This is a genomic window from Rhodoferax ferrireducens, from assembly GCF_003347515.1.
In the GTDB taxonomy this organism is placed as follows: domain Bacteria; phylum Pseudomonadota; class Gammaproteobacteria; order Burkholderiales; family Burkholderiaceae_C; genus Rhodoferax.
Genome location: NZ_QEII01000275.1, coordinates 21,018 through 40,031 on the forward strand (window position 1 = coordinate 21,018; position 19,014 = coordinate 40,031).

Genomic DNA, 19,014 nt, shown 5'->3' on the forward strand with positions numbered 1-19,014 from the left:
ACGGCTGATGGACATTGTGCTTTCGTTGCTGGCGTTGCTGGGCCTGGCCCCACTGCTGCTTTTGACGGCGCTGGCCGTTGTGGCGGAAAGCGGCTTGCCTGTATTGTTTCGCCAGACCCGTTTGGGCCTGGGTGGGTGTGAATTCGGCATGTTCAAGTTTCGCAGTATGGTGCAAAACGCAGCTGCTCTCGGCCCGTATTTCACTCAGGACAAGGACCCCCGCATCACGCGCGTGGGTCGGCTAATCCGGCGCACCAGCATAGACGAATTGCCACAGTTGCTCAATGTGTTGCTGGGCGACATGAGCCTGGTCGGTCCCCGACCCGATGTGCCGGTGCAACGCGGTCTGTATACCGATGCCGACTGGGCGCAACGCTGCAGTGTGAGGCCCGGCATTACCGGGCTGGCGCAGGTCGTGAACCGCTCGCAGGGGAGTGAAGGGGAACGCCTGGCGCTAGACCTGCGGTACACGCGTGAGGCGTGTGTGTGGCTGGATCTCAAGATCATGTGGCGGACCTTGGGTCGCCTATCAGGCGAGGGCGCCAACTAGATGTGTGGCATCTTCGGTTATTGGCACCGTTCGCGACAGGCCCTGTCAAACGAGACTTTGCACGCCATGGCGCAAACGCTGGTGCACCGCGGTCCGGATGATGAAGGTATCCGGCACCAGGCACAGCGCGGTGTGGCCATCGGCAACCGGCGCTTGTCCATCATTGACCTGGGCGGTGGACACCAACCTTTTGTGAGCGACGACGGTCGCATCGCCGTGGTGCAAAACGGCGAAATTTTCAACTACCTGGAACTCGCCGCGGAACTGCGCGCGCAGGGCGTGCAGTTCAAGACCGCATCGGACACCGAGGTCATCCTGCGGCTGTATGAACGTGAGGGCATTGCCTGCCTGCGACGGCTCAACGGCATGTTCGCGATTGCGATCGACGACGCGCACGAAGATGCGCTGTATCTGGCACGCGATCGCATCGGCGTCAAGCCGCTGTATGTCAAGGATGATGGCCGGCAACTGCTGTTTGCCTCGGAGATTAAGGCATTTTGGCCTGCAGCCCCGTCGGGACAGGCGAGAGCAGCTATTGATCTAGTAGCGATTCACCATTATCTGACTTTCAACTACATCCCCGCGCCGTGGACGGCGTACGAAGGGGTACGCCATGTGATGCCGGGCACCTGGATGAAGTTCACCCGCTCACCACACGTTCAGACGCAGCGCTGGTGGAATCTGGCCGACAGCCAAGAGCAGGACTTCAGTTTCGAGGCCTGGGGAGAGGAGTTCATGGCCACCCTGGACGATGCGACGCGCATCCGCCTGCGCGCCGACGTGCCGTTTGGCGCGTTTCTCTCAGGCGGTGTTGATTCGAGCACCATCGTCGGCCTGATGGCCCACCATGTGGAGCGGCCGGTCAGGACCTTCTGCATCGGCTTCGAAGACCCGCGTTACGATGAATCGATCTTCGCACGACAAGCCGCCGATCGTTTTGGTTGCCAACACACCGCGGAGGTGGCCGAGCTCAACATGCTGGCGCGCTGGCCGCAGGTGCTGCACCACCTGGACCAGCCGCACGGCGACGCGTCGTTCATGCCGACCCTGCGTGTGAGCGAGCTGGCCGCCAAACACGTCAAAGTGGTGTTGACCGGCGACGGCGGCGACGAGCTGTTTGCGGGCTACGACAAGTACGCTGCATTCTTCGCGCGGCCGGATGCACTGACGATGTCAGCGGCCGATTTCCAGCGCCGCTACTTTGACAGCATTTCGCTGTTCTCACCCGAGGCCAAACGCGCTTTGTACCGACCCGAGATATGGGCGCAGCTCGACGGCATCGACAGCTTTACGCAGGCGGCCAAACCGTGGCTGGATGAGGCGCAGCACTTCGACCGAATTAACCAGGCGCTGTACCTGGACATGCAGTTGCTGCTATGTGGCAACAACCTTGTCAAACCTGACCGCATGGGAATGGCTGCGAGCATTGAAGCGCGCACACCGTTCCTGGATGTCCGGATGATGGAGTTCGCCTTCCGCTCGCGCGGCGCCACCAAACTCTCGGCCGGCGGCGACAAGAAACACTGGTTCAAGCGTGCCGCAGTGCCGCTGATCGGTGAAGACCTCGCCTACCGAAGGAAGCAGATGTTCACCGTGCCGGTGGGCGACTGGTTCAAGAATGAGTTGCACGGTTGGCTGCGCGAGACGCTGACCGGCAGCCATGCCCTGGGGGAGTTGTTCGAACCGGCCGTGGTCACGTCCATGCTGGACCGGCACCGTAACGGCACAGGCAACTTCACGCGCGAGTTGCGTGCGCTGGCGGCGCTGGCTCTTTGGATAAGCAAATGTTGACATTGCCTTCACTGCCTTCGTTTCGAGAACAGGATCGCCACCGCCGTGCGCTTTTTGTGACCTATGGCGCAAGCCACATCGCAAAAATCGCTCCGGTCATTCGCGCAATGGAGAGACAAGGCATCGAGTGCCTGGTGATCGCACTGACGATTGGTCACAGAAAAGCCATTCAACTTGGCCTCAAACCCCTGGGTTATCGAGACTTCTTGGCGCTTTGGGGCGATCGGTCCGAGAAAGTACTGGCGCTAGGCCGATCCTTGTCAGCCGGGAATACCCACCCAGATGTGGACGAACACGAAACCGCGTGCTATCTGGGAACAAACTTTCAAGAATGGTTAGATGAACTGGGAGAAGTGCAGGCTCGGGAACGCTACGCGAAACAGGGCAGACATGCGTTCCTGCCTATTCGTTTCATGGGAAAAATACTCGACACCCTGAAACCTGGTGTCGTTGTCGCCACCAGCACGCCGCGCTCGGAAGAGGCATGTATCCGAGCTGCAGTCGAACGTTCTATTCCGACCTTGACCATGGTGGATCTCTTCGCTCCGCCATCAGACCCGTTTTTGCGAAGGCCGGTACAAGCAGACTGCATCACTGTCATCTCACAAGAAGTGAAAACGCAGTTTGTGGCCTCAGGTATCCCCTCAGACAAGGTCGTCGTGACAGGGTCGCCCGATTTCGACGAACTGTTTGAGCAAGAGGCCGTAGAGGCCGGCGTACAGTTTCGCCAAAAACATGGATGGAGCAACCAACGCGTGGTGCTGTGGGCAGGCATTCTGGAGCCCGAAGACGCGTCGCTCCCTGGAGCGATGCTGGGCATCGACGTGGAGAAGCGGTTGCGCAGTTGGGTGCGGTCACGTGCGGATGTTTCACTGGCGGTACGCTACCACCCGGGTCAATACCACCAGTTCCCGGTACAGCAGCCAGAGCGCAACGTGCATGTCAGCGATGCTGGATCAGAGCCGATTGCAGCCCTTCTCAATGCCTGCGACGTGGTCATACACCAAGTTAGCACGGTTGGTCTGCAAGCGGCGTTGCTCGGAAAGCGCGTGCTACACCTGGAGTTCTCAAGGTGGGTCCAGAACGTGGATTTCGATCTGAGCAGTTTTGGTGTGAGCGAGGGTATCCCAGCGCTGGATGACCTCGTACCTACCCTGGATAGCCCCATGCCCACATCGGCTGGTAAAAAAATGAGCGTACCAGCGGGTCCCTCCGCAGGGCGCGTGGCAGCACAAGTGGCTGCATTGCTCAAAGATAAGAGGACTCCCCGATGAAACTCACCGAAGAAGACATCCGCCCGAAGCAACTGGCTTCGGGACAAAAAATCGCGGCGTTGACCGACCTCGGGCGGATGCTCACACGCAGTAGCGAGTTTGTCGAGGTGGATTGCCCGGCTTGTGGTCAACATGATCCGCAACCCTGTTATGTCAAGAACGGCATGAGCTATGTGAGTTGCCCGCATTGCCGCACGCTCTATGTCAATCCACGCCCACCACCAGCGGTGCTTGACTGGTTCTACCGCGAATCACCCAACTATGCGTACTGGAACAAATACATCTTCCCGGCATCCGAGCCTGCACGCCGTGAGCATATTTTTGTCCCACGCGTGGACCGGCTTCTCGACATCTGCGCCCGATATGAAGTTCAAACCGATGCCCTTCTCGAGGTTGGCGCAGGATTCGGAACCTTCTGCGCCGAACTGAATTCTCGCGACGTTTTTCAGCGTGTCGTCGGCGTCGAACCCACACCAGATCTGGCCAACACCTGCCGTTCCCGTGGCGTAGAGATCATCGAGAGTCCAATCGAGCACGTCCGCACGGAAGCGGTCGGCCAGTTTGACGTCGTGGCAAGTTTTGAAGTGATCGAACACCTGTTCAAACCCGTGGAGTTTATCGCCCACATGGTTCGTTTGATTCGACCAGGCGGAGTGCTGATGTTGACCTGCCCGAACGGCCAGGGTTTCGATATCGAAACCCTTGGCCCGCTGAGCACCACAGTGGATCACGAACACCTCAACTATTTCAACCCCGCCTCCATGGCAGGCCTGCTCAAACGCCATGGCATGGAGCTGATCGAAAGCTTCACGCCTGGGAAACTCGATGCCGAACTGGTCCGCAACAAGGTACTGGAGGGAGCATTTTCTCTGGAAGAGCAACCCTTCCTGAAAAAGGTACTAATCGACGAGTGGGAGCACCACGGCGCAGCATTCCAGGACTTCCTGGTCGCGCGCGGCATGTCCTCCAACCTCTGGGTGGTGGCACGTAAACCAGCCACCTGAGCTGCTCCTTCTGCCTCCGCCTCAATGACCTACAACCTGACATGACTGCACCACAGACAGAAGCGCGCGTCGTCACCATCGTGGATCTTCAGATCCAGAACATCCTGTCCGTCGAAAATGCCCTGCGCGTCGTGGGCGCAAAGGTCGAGGTGGTGCGGGACGCAGCAGCCATTGCCAATGCCGATCTGCTCGTCTTGCCTGGAGTTGGCTCGTTTCGCGCTGCGGCGGAGCGACTGCACGGCAGCGGCATGGCCGAGGCGATCAAACAACATGCGGTAGCACGCAAACGACCTGTTGTCGGTCTGTGCCTTGGCATGCAGCTGCTGGCAGATTTCAGTGAGGAACATGGTGTTCACGCTGGTCTTGGCCTGATTCCCGGCAAGGTAATTCGACTTGAAGAAGCGCCGCCCGATTACAGGGTACCCAACGTGGGTTGGCGCGAGGTCAGCCTGGACGAAAAGGCCATGAAGCTTCTGCCGGAAGCACTGAACAATCGCAGCTATTACCACGTGCACAGCTACCACTTCCAGACCATCGACCCAACCCACACCACAGGTACGTCGACGTTCGGACCTTCAACAATCGCCAGTGTCGTGCAAAGGGGTTCCATCGTAGGCACCCAGTTCCATCCGGAAAAAAGTCAGGAAGCCGGACTTGACCTCCTCCATGCCCTCATCACCGGCCTGCGTTAAACGAGCCCCGCCATGAACCGTCTCATTCCCATCATCTTGCTCAAAAATGGTCTGATCGTCCGCAGCCAACTGTTCACTGTTCATCAGAGCATTGGCAACCCGATGCACACCGTACGGCGCCTGTCCAACTGGAACGTGGACGAACTGATCCTTCTGGACATTTCCACGGAGGACCGCCACGATCTGCGCCGCGATGACCTGCAGGTGCAATACAGCGATGCGACCTTGCTGGGCATACTGCCTGAGATTGCCAAGCTATGCTTCATGCCCCTGGCTGTCGGTGGCCGCATCCGGGATATCGAATCGATGCGCGAGCGATTCGCGCGGGGTGCAGACAAATGCGTCCTGAACTCTGAAGCCGTGCGCAACCCCGATCTCGTGCACCAAGCGTCTCGGGCCTTTGGTGCTCAAGCCATTGTGGTCAGCATCGATGCGCTGAGGCAAGCAGATGGCCGGCTGGAGGTTCATATCGATGGCGGAAAGACACCCACAGGATTGGAGCCTGCTGCCTGGGCGCGGGAATGCGAACGGTTGGGTGCCGGGGAAATACTGATCAATTCAATCGACCGGGACGGCAGCGGCATTGGATACGACCTCGAACTGGTCAAAGCGGTCTCCGACGCTGTCTCCATACCGGTCATTGCTTGCGGTGGCGTGGGGCGCTACGACGACTTTGCGCCCGCAATACGCCAGGCAGGCGCCAGCGCTGCGGCAGCAGCCAATATCTTCAACTTCTATGAGCTGGCTTACCCAAACGCCAAGCAGACTTGCCTTTCCGCAGGCATCCACATGCGTCCCATCAGCCTGGAAAACAAGTGGTTTCCGCGCGAGCCACGCTATGACTTACAACAAGAGAAAGCGAAGCTTGATCAGCGCATGAAAAATGCCAGCGACCGTGTGTTCACAGCGGCCCTGGACCAACGCGAACGGAAAATGACATGGTGTACACAGTGCCTCTACCCTTCGCTCAGTGCGACACCGATGGAATACGACGCACATGGGCTCTGCATGGGATGCCAGATTGCCAACCTGAAGCGGGATTTCCCCGATTCCGAATGGACCCGCCGTCAACACGTCCTCAAAGATATCCTGGAACAGGCGCGATCCCAGGATGGCAGCCGCCACGACTGCGTGATTGGGGTTTCGGGAGGCAAGGACAGCTACTTTCAGACGCACTACGTGAAGAATGTCCTGGGTTACAACCCGTTGTTGGTCACCTACTACGGCAACAACTTCACCCCTGAAGGCGAGCGCAATCTGCAACGTATGGCCGAGGTATTTGATGTCGATCACATCATCTACAAACCGGGTGTGGGTCTGCTGAAGAAGCTCAACCGGCTTGGCTTCAAGATCATGGGCGACATGAACTGGCACGGCCACATGGGAATTTCCACGATCCCCATGAAGATCGCCGCACTGCACCAAATCCCATTGGTGATATGGGGTGAACATGGATATGCCGATCTATGCGGGCAGTTTTCGATGAACGATTTCGTCGAATGGTCCTACCGAAACCGCCTCGAACACTTTGGACGCGGCTACGAGTGGAACTACATGGTCGGTCACGAAGGTATACGCCCCGCCGACATGGTCGCCTATCAATACCCGAGTGACCAGGAAATATTCGATCTGGGTCTCAAGGGCATTTACCTGTCGAATTTCGTTCCCTGGGATGGCAATGCAAACAGCAAGCTCGCCAGTGAGTTGTACGGCTTCGAGACGGGGGATATTCCGTTCGAACGAACCTACCGCCGCGCATCCAACCTTGACGACATGCACGAAAACGGGGCTCATGACTACCTGAAGTTCGTGAAGTTTGGCTACGGACGCTGCACAGATCACGCATCCAAGGACATTCGAAGCGGTGAAATGTCCCGTGAAAAGGGCATTGATCTGGTTCGGCGTTACGACCCGATCAAGTCCTCCGACATCAAGCGCTGGCTGGAATACGTGGGCATGAGCGAGCAAGAGTTCGACGCCATCGCTGACACTTTTCGCGACCCCCGTGTGTGGTGGTACGACGGCGGCTGGAAGAGACACCACATCAAATCCTGAGCCTGGTCCAACCGCTCGCCCTGACCCACTTTCTGGAAAGTTCCAAAGAGATCGTCCATGCTGAACAAATCCACCATCCTCATCACCGGCGGCACCGGCTCGTTTGGTCACACCTTCGTGCCCATGACGCTGGCGCGCTACAACCCGCGCAAACTCATCATCTACTCGCGCGACGAGATGAAGCAGTGGGAGATGTCCAAGCTGTTCCAGGGCGACGAACGCGTGCGCTTCTTCATCGGTGACGTGCGCGACCGCGAGCGCATGTACCGCGCGCTCGACGGCGTGGACTACGTGGTGCACGCCGCGGCCACCAAGATCGTGCCCACGGCCGAGTACAACCCGTTTGAGTGCGTCAAGACCAATGTCACGGGCGCCATGAACCTGATCGATGCCTGCATCGACAAGAAAGTGAAGGGAGTCGTGGCCCTGTCCACCGACAAGGCCAGCAGCCCGGTCAACCTCTACGGCGCCACCAAACTGGTGTCGGACAAGCTGTTCGTGGCCGGTAACTCCTACGCTGGTATAGACGGGTGCAAGTTCTCGGTGGTGCGCTATGGCAATGTGATGGGCTCGCGCGGCTCGGTCATCCCGTTTTTCCTCACGCAAAAAGGCAAGGGCTCGTTGCCCGTCACCGACGACCGCATGACGCGCTTCATGATCACGCTGGAGCAGGGCGTGGAGCTGGTCTGGCACGCCTTTGAGGACATGGAAGGCGGCGAGATCTACGTGAAGAAGATCCCGTCGATGAAGGTGACCGACATTGCGCGTGCCGTAGATCCCGAGGCCACGCACGAGATCGTGGGCATCCGCCCCGGCGAGAAGCTGCACGAGCAGATGATCAGCGAGGAAGACGCGCACTACACCTTTGAATACCCCGAGCACTTCAAGATCCTGCCGGCCATCCACAGCTGGCACGAGGACTTCAAGCGCATCAAGGACGGCCAGCGTGTGCCCGAGGGCTTCACCTACGCCAGCGACAGCAACACCGAGTGGATGGACGTGCCGGCCCTGCAGGCCTGGATCGCCCAGCACCAGGACAAGATCGGTCGCATCTGAACGTGTCCCGCTCCATGGAATACATCCCCTACGCCACCCAGTCCATCAACGAGGACGATCTTGCCGCCGTGCGCGAGGTACTGACATCGGGCTGGCTGACCCAGGGTCCGGCCGTGCCGCGCTTCGAGCAGGCATTTGCTGCGCTGCAGGGCGTGGCGCACGCCGTGGCGGTGTCCAACGCCACCGCCGGCCTGCACATCGCCTGTCTGGCACTGGGCGCAGGCCCGGGCAAGACCGTGTGGACCAGCCCGAACAGCTTCGTGGCCTCGTCCAACTGCGCGCTGTACTGCGGCGCCGGCGTGGACTTCGTGGACATCGACCCGGCCACGCGCAACATGAGCGGGAGCGCCCTGGCCGCAAAGCTGGAACAGGCCGAACGCGATGGCCAGCTGCCCGCCATCGTCATCCCGGTGCACTTCGCTGGCCTGGCCTGCGATCTGACACCGATGCGCGCGCTGGCCGACCGCTACGGTTTCAAGATCATTGAAGACGCCTCGCACGCCGTGGGCGCCAGCTACAACGGCCAGCCCATCGGCAGCCGCTACGCCGACGCCAGTGTGTTCAGCTTCCACCCGGTGAAGATCGTCACCACCGGCGAAGGCGGCATGGTCACCACACCGGACGCGGCGCTGGCCCGTCAACTGCAGCTGCTGCGCTCGCACGGCATCAAGCGCGAACCCGGCGAGATGCAGCAGGCCAACGCCAGCACCGGCGCCTGGCACTACGAACAACACAGCCTGGGCTTCAACTACCGGCTCACCGACATCCAGGCCGCTCTGGGCTCTTCGCAGCTGCAACGCATCTCGGCCTTCCACGCGGCGCGCGAACGCGTGGCCGAGCGCTATGATCAGCTGCTCGCCGGTCTGCCGCTGCGCCTGCCGGCGCGCTTGCCAGGGCCCGGCGCCACAGCCCGCTCGTCCTGGCACCTGTACGTGGTGGAGATCGTGCCCGGCCCCGGCGTGGCTGAACGCGCCACCGTGTTCGCCCGCCTGCGCGAGGCCGGCATCGGCGTGAACGTGCACTACATGCCCATTCCCCTGCAGCCCTACTACCGGGCGCTCGGCTTCCGCCCGGGCCAGTTTCCGGCTGCCGAGGCCTATGCGGCGCAAGCGCTGTCGATCCCGATCTACCCGATGCTGACGGATGCGATGCAGGACCGTGTGATCGCTACGCTGACCCAGGCCCTGCGAGCATGACCACGCTGCTCATCGTCCAGGCGCGCATGACCTCGACCCGGCTGCCGGGCAAGGTGCTGTTGCCGCTGGCAGGCGCTCCCATGTTCACGCGGCTGGTTCAGCGTCTGCGCCGGGTGCGGCGCGCCGACGGCATCGTCATCGCGACCACCACCAACGCCACCGATCACCCGATCGCCGCGCTGTGCGACACGCTGGGCGTGCCCTGCCATCGCGGCAGCGAACACGACGTGCTCTCGCGCTACGCCGATGCGACACGCCTGCATGGTGCGGATGTAGTGGTGCGCATCACGGCCGACTGCCCGCTGATCGACGCGGCGCTGATCGACGAGGTGATCGCGGTCTATGCCGAAGGAGGCAGCGACTACGTCTCCAACATGCTGCCCCCCACCTGGCCGTATGGCATGGCGGTCGAGGTGTTCAGCGCCGCCGCGCTGCAGCAGGCCCATGCCGAGGCCACGCAGGCCGCCGAGCGCGAGCACGTCACGCCATTCATCTACTGGCATCCCGACCGCTACCGACTGCGCAACGTCGAAAGCCCGGTGGACCTCAGCCACCACCGCTGGACAGTGGACACGCCCGAGGACTACGAACTGGTGCGGCGCCTGTTCGAGACGCTCCACCCCATCAACCCCGAATTCACTCTGGCGGACATCCTGACCCTGCTGGACACTCATCCCGACTGGATGACCCTCAACCAGCATGTGGAGCAGAAACCGGCCACCGAATCACAGACCAAGGAGCCCACCCCATGACCTTCAAGACCGAACAGGAAGCCTTCTGGGCCGGCGATTTCGGCACCGAGTACATCCAGCGCAACCAGGGCGATGCCCTGCTCGCATCCAACCTCGACTTCTTCACCAAGGCCCTGCGCGGCGCGCGCGGCATCAAGAGTTGCATCGAGTTCGGCGCCAACATCGGCATGAACCTCAAGGCGCTGAACCTGCTGCGTCCCGGCATCGACGCGCACGCCATAGAGATCAACGCAGAGGCCGCGAAACAGCTGGGCACGGTGATCCTGCCTTCGAACGTCTACAACAGCTCCATCCTTGACTTTGCGCCCGCGCGCCAGTGGGACCTGACCTTCATCAAGGGCGTGCTCATCCACATCAACCCCGAGGTGCTGCCGCAGGTGTATGACACGCTGGTCGCCAGCACCCGCCGCTACCTGATGGTGGGCGAGTACTACAACCCGGCGCCGGTGGCCATTCCCTACCGCGGCCACAGCGACCGCCTGTTCAAGCGCGATTTCGCGGGCGAGATCATGGACCGCCACCCGCAGCTGCAACTGGTGGACTACGGCTTCGCCTACCGCCGCGACCCCAACTTCCCGCAAGACGACATCACCTGGTTCCTGATGGAAAAGCTGGAGTGACATGAAACTTGTGGCGATCCGGGTCGATGCCTCGGCGACCATCGGCACCGGTCATCTCAAGCGCTGCCTGTCGCTGGCGCAGGCCCTGATCGAACAAGGCGCGCAGGTCAGCCTGATCGCACGCGCGCTTGACGGTGTGGCGGCACAGGTGCTGCGAGACGCGCCCTGCCCGGTGCGCTGGTTGCCTGCGCCCAGCGGCGACGTCCCGACCGACAGCACCTCCACGCCACACGCCGCGTGGGCCGGCGTGTCGTGGACGCAAGACGCCGACGACACCGCAAACGCCTTGAGAACCGAGCGACCCGACTGGCTGGTGGTGGACCACTACGCCTTCGACGTGCGCTGGCACGACGCCCTGCGCGCATCGCAGGACTGCCGCCTGCTGGTGATCGACGACACAGCGGACCGGGCACTGGCCCCGGACGCGCTGCTGGACCACAACTGGGCGCCCGACCACCGGACCAAGTACGCTGGCCGGCTGGCACGCGAACCCCATTGGCTGGCCGGCCCGCGCTACGCCCTGCTCTCGCCCGCCTACCGAAACGCGCCGCGCTACGCCTTCCAGCCAGAGGTGCGCAGCATCGGCATCTTCATGGGCGGCACCGATCCCGATGGCATCTCGGCGCGGGTGCTGGTGGCCTGCCGTTCGGCCGACTTTTCCGGTCTGGTGGAGGTCGTGTCCACATCGGCCAATCCGCATCTGAGCGCCTTGCGAGATGCCTGCACTGGCGCCGGCCACGCCACACTCACCCTCGATCAAACCGACCTCGTCGCTTTCTTTACCCGCCACGACCTGCAGATCGGTGCCGGCGGTGGCGCCACCTGGGAACGCTGCAGCATCGGCGCGCCCACCCTCGCGATCGCGGTGGCCACCAACCAGTCGGCCGTGGTGCCCGGCCTGGCATCGCTCGGCGCGGTGTGCGCCGCCACGGAGGCGACCCTGACGAGCACGCTGCGCGAACTGATCCAGAACCCCATGGCACGGCAAGCCCTGGCCACCCGGGCCGCCACCCTGGTCGATGGCCGCGGTGCCCAGCGCGTGGCCCTGCACCTGCTACGCGACACACTGCGGCTCCGGCCCGCCACGCTGGCCGATGCGCAGCTGCTGCATGCGTGGCGCAACCATCCATCTGTGCGTGCGGTCTCGGGCAACAGCGAGCCAATCTCTTTCAAAAGCCATCACAGCTGGATGCGGCGCGTGCTCCAGTCGCCAGACCGCAGGCTGTTGATCGCCCAGGTGGGTGCTCTGCCCGTGGGCAGCATCCGCTTCGACCAGTTGGAGACGGGTCACCTTGAGGTCTCGCTCTACACCGATCCGCAACTGCAAGGCCTGAGTCTCGGCCCGCGCCTGCTGCTCGCCGGCGAACGGCAAATGCACCACAGCCTGCAGGCGCCGTTCACGGTCGATGCCACTGTGGTCGCTGGCAACACCGCGTCACAACAACTCTTCGAAGGCAGCGGTTACCATGGTGGACCGCTGCTCTATTGCAAAACCATTGGGCCCTTGCCCGACGAACCGACCGCCATACCATGAAGATCCTCGACCGCGAGATTGGCCCCGGACACCGCCCCTACCTGATCGCCGAAATGTCGGGCAACCACAACCGGTCGCTGGAGCGCGCGCTGGCTATCGTGGACGCGGCCGCCGCACACGGTGCCGACGCGATCAAACTGCAGACCTACACCGCCGACACCATGACGCTCAATGTGCGCATGCCCGGCTTTGTGATCGACGACCCCAAGAGCCTGTGGGCCGGTCGCCAACTCTACGAACTTTACGAAGACGCGCACACGCCTTGGGCATGGCACGCGCCTATCATGGAACGCGCGGCCTCGCACGGCGTGCACTGCTTCAGCACCCCGTTCGACTTCAGCTCGGTGGACTTCCTCGAATCGCTGGACGTCCCGGCCTACAAGATCGCCTCGTTCGAAAACACCGACCTGCCCTTGATCCGCCGCGTGGCCGCCACCGGCAAGCCCCTGATCATGTCCACCGGCATGGCCACGGCGGGCGAGATCGACGAAGCCGTACGCGCCGCGCGAGACGCCGGCTGCCAAGACTTGGTCCTGCTCAAGTGCACCAGCACCTACCCAGCCACAGCGGACAACACGAATATCTCGACCATCCCGCACATGCGCACGCTGTTCGGCTGCGAGGTGGGTCTGTCGGACCACACCTTGGGCTGTGGCGTGTCGGTCACGGCCACTGCCCTAGGCGCGACGGTGATCGAAAAACACTTCACCCTGCGCCGCGCCGATGGTGGAGTAGATTCGAGCTTTTCTATGGAGCCTCACGAATTTCTTCAGCTACGCGAAGAAACTGAGCGGGCGTGGCTGGCCCTTGGACAGGTGAGCTATGGTCCGACGCAGGCAGAAATGAAGTCGCTAGCATTCCGTCGCTCTCTTTACATTGCTGCAGACCTTAAATCGGGGGACGTTCTTACACGTGAGAATCTGAGATGCGTACGGCCAGGATTTGGTCTTGCGCCGAAACATTTGGACACTCTATTGGGCTTGCGGGTAAGTCAAGATGTGAAGAGCGGCACACCCATGAAATGGGAGCTACTGGTCAGATCGCCGTGACGTTCTGGCGTAAATCGGCCCGGCGCAATCGAAAGTCAAGTAAACCTGTCTCGATTGACTTGAGCAGATATACCAAGGCGTCAGCTTGGCGACCAATGCGTGCAACGGCGGCATCAATGGCCGCCGCTTGCGTCGCAAAGCGGCGCTTGAGATCGATAACGGGTCTGGCGACGTTGAGTATTTCAGGAGTACCGGCAGCATAGGGTCGCCACAAATCCGGGCGCGATGCACTCGAATGGGTTGTATTCTGCGGCAGGCATCTGCTTCAGCGCGGCGGCATGCACAACGATGTCAATGCCCTCAAGGGCGCGCGTCCATCGGGATTCATCCCGGATATCACCAATAAAGTAGCGCATCCCTTGATGTTGACGGGGTGAATAAACCTGAGCCATTTCGAACTGCTTCAGCTCATCTCTTGAGTACACCACCAGACGCTTCATATCTGGGTAACGAGATAGCACGGTTCCGACAAAAGCCTTGCCAAAGGAGCCCGTACCGCCGGTGATCAGGATGGATTTGTCGTTTAGCATGAGAGAAAAGGGTTCACCATATTGTCCTTATCGGGGCTGTCCCCACCTGCATGCCGAATTTAACTATTCAGTTAGCCGGCTCGTCTGGAAATGGTGTTTTCACCAGTTGTGGGTACTTGCCTTGCGTCAGTTTTCCCCAATTTTTCTTGGCATTGACGCATGATTTCTCTATGTCCATGCTGCAAAGTTTTCGCAACGCTATGCCTGCTTCAGCCGAATGCCCATTGAGCGCCAGTGCCAGGGCATAGCGGTAAAACGAAGATGGATAGCCATAGCGCTCTGATATGTGCCGCATCCACTCCAACTGTGATTCCGACATGCCCGGTGCTGCCTCGGTTCGAGCGAACCGAATCAACTCGCTAATCTGTGTGAGTAACAGAGGTGTCGGTGGCGGTAGCGGCGCTGGATTCACGAGCCCCACCTCTGCATAGCGCATTTGTCGCCACTCCTCCTCCCACGCAGGATATTCGAATGCCACCGTGGCAAAAATTAGGAACGAAGCTGCCGCAAATGTCTTCAAGACAAGGCGTACCAATCCGGGTGGCAATTTTGCGCATTGCTGATCCAGGGGCGACGGATGCACTGCGGACAAAGTACCCATTAGGAAGCCGACCGGCAACAGAAAAAATGCATATTTCAACGGATATTCCAACATGGCATGACTGAACACAAATCCTATGCCTATCAATATGGACCAAGACAATGGGTCCCGGCATCGCCTTATCTGCCAAACGCACCATGCGACCAAGCTGCCGCCGGCTATTAGCCCGACCGGCACGCCATTTTGCAAAACAAGATCCAGGAAAAGGTTGTGCGCGCTGTCATAAAACCCGTGCGTCGCAGGATGGTCTAAGGCAACCACGTTTGAGGCTATGCCAACTTGGCCCCATCCGTACCCGACCCAGGGAGCACGTACCGTGGCATCGAGCATCGCTTGCCAAAACTCCAGTCGCATGCCCGGCGTCTCCATCCGAACAAGCGCCGACGCGCTGTCAGGCCCCAACAGAAGGACTTTGTTTAACGCAGGCCAAAGTAGAGACAGCCCAACATAATACAGACTCAACCCGAAAACTACGACAGGGCTGGTCCGCAGGCCGCAACGCTTGCGCAGCAAACCGTAGGCTAGGCAAAACCATACCAGGGACAGCAAGACTGAACGCGATCCAGTCATGACGAGGCCAGATATAAGCAGTAGCGCTGCCAATACGCCTGGCCAGGCACGCAGACATCGCGACTCAAACAAAAAAATCAGCCCGGCGATACCAAGCAGAAGTAGGGTTGCAAGCTGATTGGGCTGCGCCAAATTCGCGAAAGGCCGTGCCCCCGGCGGCATGTCGACGATGGAAAGACCGAGCAAGCCCAAGTCCAGCCACTGATGGATAGCTAAAGCCGCCGACACCAGCGCAGACAACACCAACGCAGCCCACCAACCGTCCAGTACCTTCAGCGGCGTTGAAATTTGCGCCGTTCCCAGGACAACGCGTGTCCCAGCCAGTGCCGCCAGACCAAACCCTGCAAGATACAGCCACGCCAACCAAGCGTCTCCTGAAAAATAGATTTGCCCGAAAGCAAATTGCCCAAGCGGAATAACGGAGAAGGCCAGAGCTGCCCAAACGACAGCGGGCATGGCGCCAGCGCGCAACGCAGCCCAAATCATGACGGGTGCGAAAGCCAGTGCAGCCGCTAACTCCCCATGAAAACTAAGCCACGGTGAATAGTGATTTGGCAGGAGATAACAAATTCCCAAGACGACCGCACACCACAATACTACTCTTGCGCTCACGTATAGCACCTTAAACAGATTTCATTTCACAACTGCAGAATAAAAAAGGCGCGTCAATGACGCGCCTTTTTTCAAAACTTATCTGCGGGAAGCCAGATAAGCGATCGCTGTTAACCGCGGCAAGAGCCTGGCAAATACTTTGATGGCATGGGTGTGGTCGCACCCGGGCCACACTTCCACTTAAACACAGTCTTGTTCACATCGGTATTGGCCAGCGCGGTTGTATCGTTCGCGTAAGGCGTCATGTCAATTGTGGTGCTAGCTGCACCACTCAGACTTGTATCAGCAGTAGTCTTAATTGTGACCAAGCCAGCGCTTGTTGTCACGATAGAAAGAACATACTTTGTTGGCGCGCTGGCGGCAGTACCGGCAACATTTTGCTCGCACCCCCAAGTGTTTGCCAAAGGCAGAACATTGCTAGAAATGGTTTGAACCGTTTCAGTGACGCTGGTGCGGCATTGCGAGCCCGCCAGAATCGCTTCCGACACCTTGGCACGAACGGTGTAATCCTGATAAGCCGGCAACGCCACCGCGGCCAAAATACCAATAATCGCAACAACGATCATCAATTCGATCAGGGTAAAACCCTTTTGCATAGAACGCTTCATGAATAACTCCTTGGATAAGAACATGTAACAACAATGAGACACTTGTTCTGAGCAGATTCTATGCCAGGCCGTTTCATGCTCGAATTTGCCTACTTGCCGGCAAGAACCTATGTATCAAAATGCAAAATGTGTCTATTTTTGTCACTTTCGAGCTTTCATGTGACATTTTTGTCAGCCCATTTGCGTCACTTACTTGATGCACACCTGCCGCACCATCTTGATGTCCGTCAGCCCCATCATGATTTTTTCCATGCCGTCCATCTTCAGGGTGCGCATGCCGCCTTCGACGGCGGCGGAGAAGATTTCGGCGACGCGGGCGCGTTCCTGAATGAGTTTCTTGATGTCGTCGGAGGCGATCAGCAGTTCGTGCAGGCCGATGCGGCCCTTGTAGCCGGTCTTGTTGCACTTGTCGCAGCCGACGTGGCGGTAAAACCTGAGTTGACCGTCCTGGTCATAGGCCTGGTGCCAGCTCTCGATCAGTTTCTGGGTCTCGCCCTCATAGTCGGCCAGCCAAGCGGCGGAGTGTCGGAGTTCATCGGAATATTCGACGGCAAACAGGCGCAATTCTTCCGCGTCCGGCACATAGGACTCCTTGCAATCGCACAGCTTCTTGGCCAGGCGTTGCGCCAGAATGCCCAACAGTGCATCGGCGAAGTTGAACGGGTCCATGCCCATGTCCAGCAAGCGCGTGATGGACTCGGGCGCCGAGTTGGTGTGCAGGGTGGAAAACACCAGGTGGCCGGTGAGCGAGGCTTCCACGCCCATGGCCACGGTTTCCTTGTCGCGCGACTCGCCGACCATGATGATGTCGGGGTCAGCCCGCAAGAAGGCGCGCATGATCAGGGCAAAGTCAATGCCGGCCTTGCGGTTGATCTGGACTTGGCGCAGCCCTTTTTGCGTGATTTCAACCGGATCTTCGGCGGTCCAGATTTTTGTGTCCGGCGTGTTGAGGTGCTTGAGGATGGAGTGCAGCGTGGTGGTTTTGCCGGAGCCAGTGGGTCCACACACGTAGAACAGGCCGTAGGGCTTTTCGATGGTCCGCACCACCCGCTCTTTGTTGTGGGGGGTCAGGCCGAGCTTGTCCAACGGAATGGGCTCACCGGCAGCCAGAATACGCATCACCACGTCTTCCACGCCGCCGGCCGACGGGATGGTGGCCACCCGCAACTCGATGTCCAGCGGACCGTATTTCTTGAACTTGATCTTGCCGTCCTGCGGCCGGCGACGCTCTGAAATGTCAAGATCGCACATGATCTTCAAGCGGGTCACCATGGCCTGGCGAAAATGCGCGGGCACCTCGATGTAGGGCTGCAAGGTGCCATCAATGCGAAAGCGGATGCCGGTCTTGAGCTTGCCGGGCATCGGCTCGATGTGGATGTCCGACACCTTCTGGTGGTAGGCGTCGATGATGACCTTGTTGACGAACTTGACCAGTTCGTTATCGGCCGCCGCCGACTCCAGCGAGTCGTCGTTGCTGTCGTCGGCGGGTGCGCCATCCATGTCGGCCAGCAGCTCGTCAATGGAACCGCCCTCCACCTCAGCGCCGAAGATTTGCCCCAGCGTATCCGTGAACTCGCTCTGCGTGGTGACGCGATAAGCAAACTTGGTAATGCGGGGGAATACCTGCGGCACGATCCGCGAGCTGCGCACGGCCTCTGGGTCCATGCACATGACGACAAGGCCCTCGGGCGACTCCTCCAGCGGAATCCAGCCCTGCTCTTCGATGAACTCGCGTTTGAGCGATCCGTGCAGCATTTCTGAACGAATACGGCCGGCACTGAAGGCCTCATAGGGCACATCGAAAAACTTGGCCAATGAAGAACCAATCTGGGCCGGCCGCACCTTGTATTGGGTCATCAACACATGTTCAACCGGTCGCCCCTGGTTACGCGCCTCCTGCAGGCAATGCTCCAATTCTTGCGCTGTCATCACACCTTCGGCAACCAGGCCTTCGTACTTGGTGGCACTGCGCCGCACACCGTCTTCGGCCTTGTGCACACGCTGCCGGATGGCGGTGGCGAGGGTCTTGCACAGCTGGGCAACGCCTTCGACCTCCAGCTCGCTAAAGGATTGGTCGCTTTTATTATTGATGACCTGCAATACGCCATGGAGTGTTTTGCCCTCCAGGATAGGCGCTACCAACATCTGACGGGTCCGGTAGCCCGAACGCTTGTCCACTTCCTTCAAAAAAGTCAGGGCAGGGTGAATTTGCTTGAGCGCCTCGTCGTCATACACATCGGGCAGGTTGAGCAACTGCCGGCTGTAGGCGGCGTAGCCCGCGATGCTTTGCGGCGTGATGGGCAGTTTGAGATCGCGGCTGCTGTTGAGGCCGGTCTTGACCTTGGAGACGATAGCGGTCTGGTCTTCGTTGACGACGTAAAGGGTCAAGCGATCCGCATTGAACAATTTGCAGATATCGTGGCTGGCCTCCAGCATGATCTGCTCTACGTTTTCAGTCTCATGAATGCGAGCGGTAACGTGTTGCAGCTGCTTGTAAAAAAGCGCTTCAAACGTCATGCC

16 protein-coding genes are annotated in these 19,014 nt (G+C 59.9%); 12 read left to right on the forward strand and 4 right to left on the reverse strand.

Going from position 1 to position 19,014, the window contains the following annotated elements; all coding sequences use genetic code 11:
- Positions 1-7 precede the first annotated feature (7 nt).
- From C5P05_RS14955 to pseI, 12 genes are read left to right on the forward strand one after another with little or no spacing between them, the layout of a single operon-like run.
- Entirely contained in the window at positions 8-550 is a 543-nt protein-coding gene (locus C5P05_RS14955) for a sugar transferase (protein WP_157979341.1), read from the forward strand.
- Entirely contained in the window at positions 551-2,341 is a 1,791-nt protein-coding gene (gene asnB, locus C5P05_RS14960; protein WP_114970650.1) for an asparagine synthase (glutamine-hydrolyzing), read from the forward strand.
- On the forward strand, positions 2,335-3,615 hold the full coding sequence (locus C5P05_RS14965) for a hypothetical protein (RefSeq protein ID WP_157979342.1): 1,281 nt from the start codon (positions 2,335-2,337) through the stop codon (positions 3,613-3,615). Before asnB ends, C5P05_RS14965 begins: the two co-directional genes overlap by 7 nt.
- Positions 3,612-4,619, forward strand: a complete 1,008-nt coding sequence (locus tag C5P05_RS14970; protein WP_114970652.1) for a class I SAM-dependent methyltransferase — start codon at positions 3,612-3,614, stop codon at positions 4,617-4,619. Before C5P05_RS14965 ends, C5P05_RS14970 begins: the two co-directional genes overlap by 4 nt.
- A 41-nt stretch (positions 4,620-4,660) precedes the next feature.
- A complete protein-coding gene (gene hisH, locus C5P05_RS14975; RefSeq protein ID WP_114970653.1) occupies positions 4,661-5,311 on the forward strand; it encodes an imidazole glycerol phosphate synthase subunit HisH in 651 nt (216 codons plus the stop codon).
- A 12-nt stretch (positions 5,312-5,323) separates the two neighbouring features.
- A complete protein-coding gene (locus C5P05_RS14980; protein ID WP_114970654.1) occupies positions 5,324-7,366 on the forward strand; it encodes an N-acetyl sugar amidotransferase in 2,043 nt (680 codons plus the stop codon).
- A gap of 57 nt (positions 7,367-7,423) precedes the next feature.
- Positions 7,424-8,422, forward strand: a complete 999-nt coding sequence (pseB, locus tag C5P05_RS14985; RefSeq protein WP_114970655.1) for a UDP-N-acetylglucosamine 4,6-dehydratase (inverting) — start codon at positions 7,424-7,426, stop codon at positions 8,420-8,422.
- 14 nt (positions 8,423-8,436) lie between these two features.
- On the forward strand, positions 8,437-9,618 hold the full coding sequence (pseC, locus tag C5P05_RS14990; RefSeq protein ID WP_114970656.1) for a UDP-4-amino-4,6-dideoxy-N-acetyl-beta-L-altrosamine transaminase: 1,182 nt from the start codon (positions 8,437-8,439) through the stop codon (positions 9,616-9,618).
- Entirely contained in the window at positions 9,615-10,370 is a 756-nt protein-coding gene (locus tag C5P05_RS14995) for a cytidylyltransferase domain-containing protein (RefSeq protein WP_114970657.1), read from the forward strand. The genes pseC and C5P05_RS14995 overlap by 4 nt, the downstream gene beginning before the upstream one ends.
- Positions 10,367-10,990: a pseudaminic acid biosynthesis-associated methylase gene (locus C5P05_RS15000; RefSeq protein WP_114970658.1), complete on the forward strand. Its 624-nt coding sequence runs from the start codon at positions 10,367-10,369 to the stop codon at positions 10,988-10,990. Before C5P05_RS14995 ends, C5P05_RS15000 begins: the two co-directional genes overlap by 4 nt.
- A gap of 1 nt (position 10,991) precedes the next feature.
- Entirely contained in the window at positions 10,992-12,524 is a 1,533-nt protein-coding gene (gene pseG / locus C5P05_RS15005; RefSeq protein WP_114970659.1) for a UDP-2,4-diacetamido-2,4,6-trideoxy-beta-L-altropyranose hydrolase, read from the forward strand.
- Complete coding sequence (gene pseI / locus C5P05_RS15010; RefSeq protein WP_114970660.1) at positions 12,521-13,573, forward strand: pseudaminic acid synthase; 1,053 nt, start codon at positions 12,521-12,523, stop codon at positions 13,571-13,573. Before pseG ends, pseI begins: the two co-directional genes overlap by 4 nt.
- 182 nt (positions 13,574-13,755) lie before the next feature.
- Here pseI and C5P05_RS15015 read toward each other — a convergent pair whose 3' ends face one another.
- The 4 genes from C5P05_RS15015 to C5P05_RS15030 form a co-directional block, all read right to left on the reverse strand.
- On the reverse strand, positions 13,756-14,103 hold the full coding sequence (locus C5P05_RS15015; RefSeq protein WP_269813936.1) for a polysaccharide biosynthesis protein: 348 nt from the start codon (positions 14,101-14,103) through the stop codon (positions 13,756-13,758).
- A gap of 67 nt (positions 14,104-14,170) precedes the next feature.
- Positions 14,171-15,760: a PglL family O-oligosaccharyltransferase gene (locus C5P05_RS15020; protein ID WP_114970661.1), complete on the reverse strand. Its 1,590-nt coding sequence runs from the start codon at positions 15,758-15,760 to the stop codon at positions 14,171-14,173.
- 236 nt (positions 15,761-15,996) lie between these two features.
- Positions 15,997-16,494, reverse strand: coding sequence for a pilin (locus tag C5P05_RS15025; protein ID WP_114970701.1), 498 nt, complete (start codon positions 16,492-16,494; stop codon positions 15,997-15,999).
- 189 nt (positions 16,495-16,683) lie between these two features.
- Positions 16,684-19,011: a GspE/PulE family protein gene (locus C5P05_RS15030; protein ID WP_114970702.1), complete on the reverse strand. Its 2,328-nt coding sequence runs from the start codon at positions 19,009-19,011 to the stop codon at positions 16,684-16,686.
- Between the last annotated feature and the right edge of the window lie 3 nt (positions 19,012-19,014).